Origin of the sequence: Microcystis sp. M49636_WE2, assembly GCF_030065375.1 — a bacterium.
GTDB classification, from domain to species: Bacteria; Cyanobacteriota; Cyanobacteriia; order Cyanobacteriales; family Microcystaceae; genus Microcystis; species Microcystis aeruginosa_C.
In genome coordinates this window covers 1-3585 of sequence record NZ_JASJFG010000021.1, presented here as the reverse complement: position 1 = coordinate 3585, position 3585 = coordinate 1, and the positions used below count along the sequence as shown (strand labels likewise).

3 protein-coding genes are annotated in these 3585 nt (G+C 48.4%); 2 read left to right on the top strand and 1 reads right to left on the bottom strand.

Translation table 11 applies throughout. The annotated features are described in order from the left end of the window. Positions 1-143: 143 nt before the first annotated feature. Both holB and PX484_RS00440 read left to right on the top strand, forming a co-directional pair. Positions 144-1109 (top strand): DNA polymerase III subunit delta', encoded by a 966-nt coding sequence (holB, locus tag PX484_RS00445; protein WP_287765889.1) that lies wholly within the window; start codon positions 144-146, stop codon positions 1107-1109. A gap of 37 nt (positions 1110-1146) precedes the next feature. Then, the gene (locus PX484_RS00440) at positions 1147-1359 is read left to right on the top strand and encodes a neurohypophysial hormones like protein (protein WP_287665817.1); all 213 of its coding nucleotides are present in this window, start codon (positions 1147-1149) and stop codon (positions 1357-1359) included. Between the two features lie 284 nt (positions 1360-1643). On the opposite strand, the gene ftsH2 is transcribed toward PX484_RS00440, so the two are convergent. Further along, a complete protein-coding gene (gene ftsH2, locus PX484_RS00435) occupies positions 1644-3530 on the bottom strand; it encodes an ATP-dependent zinc metalloprotease FtsH2 (protein WP_288102642.1) in 1887 nt (628 codons plus the stop codon). Between the last annotated feature and the right edge of the window lie 55 nt (positions 3531-3585).

The window sequence follows — 3585 nt, the reverse complement described above, 5'->3', positions numbered from 1 at the left end:
TCCGATAAAAGCAAGACATCGGTCCGGCGCTTGATGATTTCAAATTCACCCAAACTTAATATATCATCGTATAAAAACCCGGTCTGATGAGGAGAAATCCCGACAAAATAGGAACAGCAATAGCGAGCCATGGCAGGGAAAAGATGATAAATTGGTCAAGGTTAATCGGTCAAAATCAGGCCATTGAACTACTACAAAGAGCGCTTGAAGTCAATTCGATCGCTCCCGCTTACTTATTCGCCGGCGCTAGGGGGATCGGACGCAATCTGGCCGCAAAATGTTTCTGTCAAGACTTGTTAACTAGAGATCGATCGCCGGAAGCAAGAGAATTAATCCTGAAACGCTTTCTCGGGGGCAATCATCCCGATTTACTCTGGATTGAACCCACTTATCAACACCAAGGCAAACTGCTCACCGCAAAAGAAGCACAGGAAAGCAATCTCAAGCGTAAAGCCCCCCCGCAAATCCGCATCGAACAAATTCGCGAGATTACTAACTTTTTAAGTCGTCCTCCCCTGGAATCGGCCCGCTCTGTGGTGGTGATCGAGGAAGCAGACACCATGACGGAATCGGCGGCAAATGCGCTCTTAAAAACGCTTGAGGAACCGGGGAAAGCCACTTTAATCCTGATTGCTCCCAGTCCCTCCTCTTTACTACCGACTCTCGTTTCTCGCTGTCAACATATCCCTTTTCAGCGTCTTTCGGAAGAAAATCTCGCTCAAGTCCTCCGCTCTAACGGACACGCTCGCGTTCTCAATTATCCGGCAATTCTCGGTTTAGCCCAAGGTAGCCCCGGAGAAGCGATCGCTGCTTTAGAATTTCTCGACAGTCTCCCCCAAGATTTACCGCGATCTTCCGGCAAATTTCCCCTAAAACTCTCCCAAGCACTGGAATTAGCCAAAATTATCGCTCAAAATCTTGACACGGAAACCCAATTATGGTATGTGAGTTATCTTCAGTATGAGGATTGGCAACGACGACGAGAGCGATCGATTTTAGAAATCTTGGAAAAAACCCGCCGGCAGCTGTTAGCCTACGTTCAACCCCGTTTAGTCTGGGAATGCACTTTCTTGGCATTAGCCAAGCTATCCACCGCCCAAAAGCCTTAAAATTGTTATATTTATCGATCGAGTGGGGAGAAAGACCATGAAAATCAAATCCTTAGTTTTGCTGATTCTGTTAACCTTGACTACGGTTTTAGGCGCTTGTCAGGGAGGAAAAGAAGCCGAAGAACCGAAAAATGGCTCTCCTGCGGTGGAATCCCCCCAAAAAAACGAAGATAGCGATGAAGACGGGGAAAAGCAGCAAAAAGACGGTGATAATGACCAGAATAAAGGCGATGACGATGATGATGACTAGGGTTTGCGGCAAAAAGTTTTTCTTGGGGGCAGGGTGTGGGGTGTGGGGTGTGGGGTGTAGGGTTTTACCGATTTTGAAGGGGTCAATTACCTAATTTTCAGGGAAAAAGTCCCTGAATTTTCCCCCCGATCACTCCCATATCTGGTACTTTTTGATTTACAAAAACTCTAAAAGTCTTAACCCACAAGGGTTTTACCATTATTCAGCAAGCCATAACTAAATCCCTAGCATAAAAAAATCGGGTGAGCCTTAACCCACCCGATCGCATATAGATTGAAATCAACCTATAACTGTGGTACAAACTGTTCTTTTTCGGGAACGTAGGCGTATTCAGCCACAATCTGCCGGAATTCTCCCCCATCGATCGTTTCTTTTTCGATCAGCAGGTCCACCACTCGATCGATCACTTCGCGATGATCCCGGACAATTTGCCGAGAAATTTCATGACAGTGTTCCACGATCGATCGCACCTGATCATCGATGCGAGTAGCGACCTTCTCAGAATACTCGGAACGAGTCATCAAACCGCCACCGAGGAACACCTCACCCCCTTGACTTTCTAGGGACAAAGGACCCAAATCGCTCATCCCGAAACGAGTCACCATCTGACGCGCCATATCAGAGACTTGCTGTAAATCGCCACCGGCACCGGTAGTCACCTCATCATAGCCGAAGATTTCTTCCTCAGCCGCCCGACCACCTAAAGCACCGGAAATCCGGGCCATTAACTGCGCTTTCGTGGTTAAACCCTGTTCTTCGTTGGGAGTGAACCAAGTTAAACCCTGGGCCTGTCCCCGGGGAATCAGAGTCACTTTCTGGACGGGATCGTGATCTTTTAAGAGCGTACCCACGATCGCATGGCCCACTTCATGGTAAGCGATTAAGCGCTTGCTCTTGCTATCGACTAAAGGAGTGCCTTCCATACCGGCGATAACGCGATCTACCGCGTCATCTATCTCCAGGAGGGTAATGGCATCTTTACGACGACGGGCGGTTAAAATTGCCGCTTCGTTCAGTAAATTGGCTAAATCTGCTCCACTGAACCCCGGAGTGCGACGGGCGATCGCTTCGATGGAAACGTCGTTGGCCAGCTTTTTATTGCGGGCGTGAACGTCTAAAATCTCTAAACGACCTTTAAAATCGGGTGCATCCACGGTTACTTGGCGATCAAAACGGCCCGGACGCATGAGAGCGGAATCGAGAACATCGGGGCGGTTAGTGGCGGCAATGATGATAATTCCCGTATTCCCCTCGAAACCGTCCATTTCTGTCAATAATTGGTTTAGGGTTTGTTCCCGTTCATCGTTACCACCACCGATACCGGCACCCCGTTGACGACCTACCGCGTCAATTTCATCGATAAAGATTAAACAGGGAGCATTTTCCTTGGCTTTTTTGAACAAATCGCGCACGCGAGAAGCACCGACACCGACAAACATTTCCACAAATTCCGAACCGGAAATGCTGAAGAAAGGTACACCCGCTTCACCGGCGATCGCTTTAGCCAACAGGGTTTTACCCGTACCAGGAGGACCAACTAAAAGGACTCCTTTGGGGATTTTGGCACCAACGGCGGTAAATTTCTCCGGTTGTTTGAGGAAAGTGACGACTTCCTGTAATTCTTCCTTCGCTTCGTCAATTCCCGCCACATCATCAAAGGTGATGCCGGTTTTTGCTTCCATCTGGAAGCGAGCTTTTGATTTACCAAAACTCATCGCTTGACCGGGGCCGCCTGGGATATTATTAGAACGGCGGAACAGGAAAAAGAGAGCGGCAATCAGCAAAAAGGGGAAAAGTAGATTACCGAGGAATCCCCACCAAGCGCTTTCATTCCGCATCGGGTGAGCATCGAAACTAATTTTAGAATCGCGTAAACGGGCGATCAAATCCGGGGAATTGGCCGGTAAATCGACCCGTAGGCGTTGTACTCGGTTTTCTAGTTCTGGATCTAGGGCCTGTACGATCGCGGTTCTGCCCCCTTCGTAGAGATCGACGCTAACAACCCTACCACTGTCTAGGTATTCTAGAAAGCGTCCGTAGGTCATGCGGGTAGTGGCGGTGTTATTGCCGATATTACTGGTGGCGGTGGCAAAAGTGCCTTGCCAGAGGAAAAAACCGACCACAAGGGCGGGCAATGTCCACAGTAAAATCGTTTTCCAGGATAGTTTCATGTTTGTTTAGTGGTTCTAGGATAAAGATTTTTGCTTAACTCATTTAGCTGTTTTT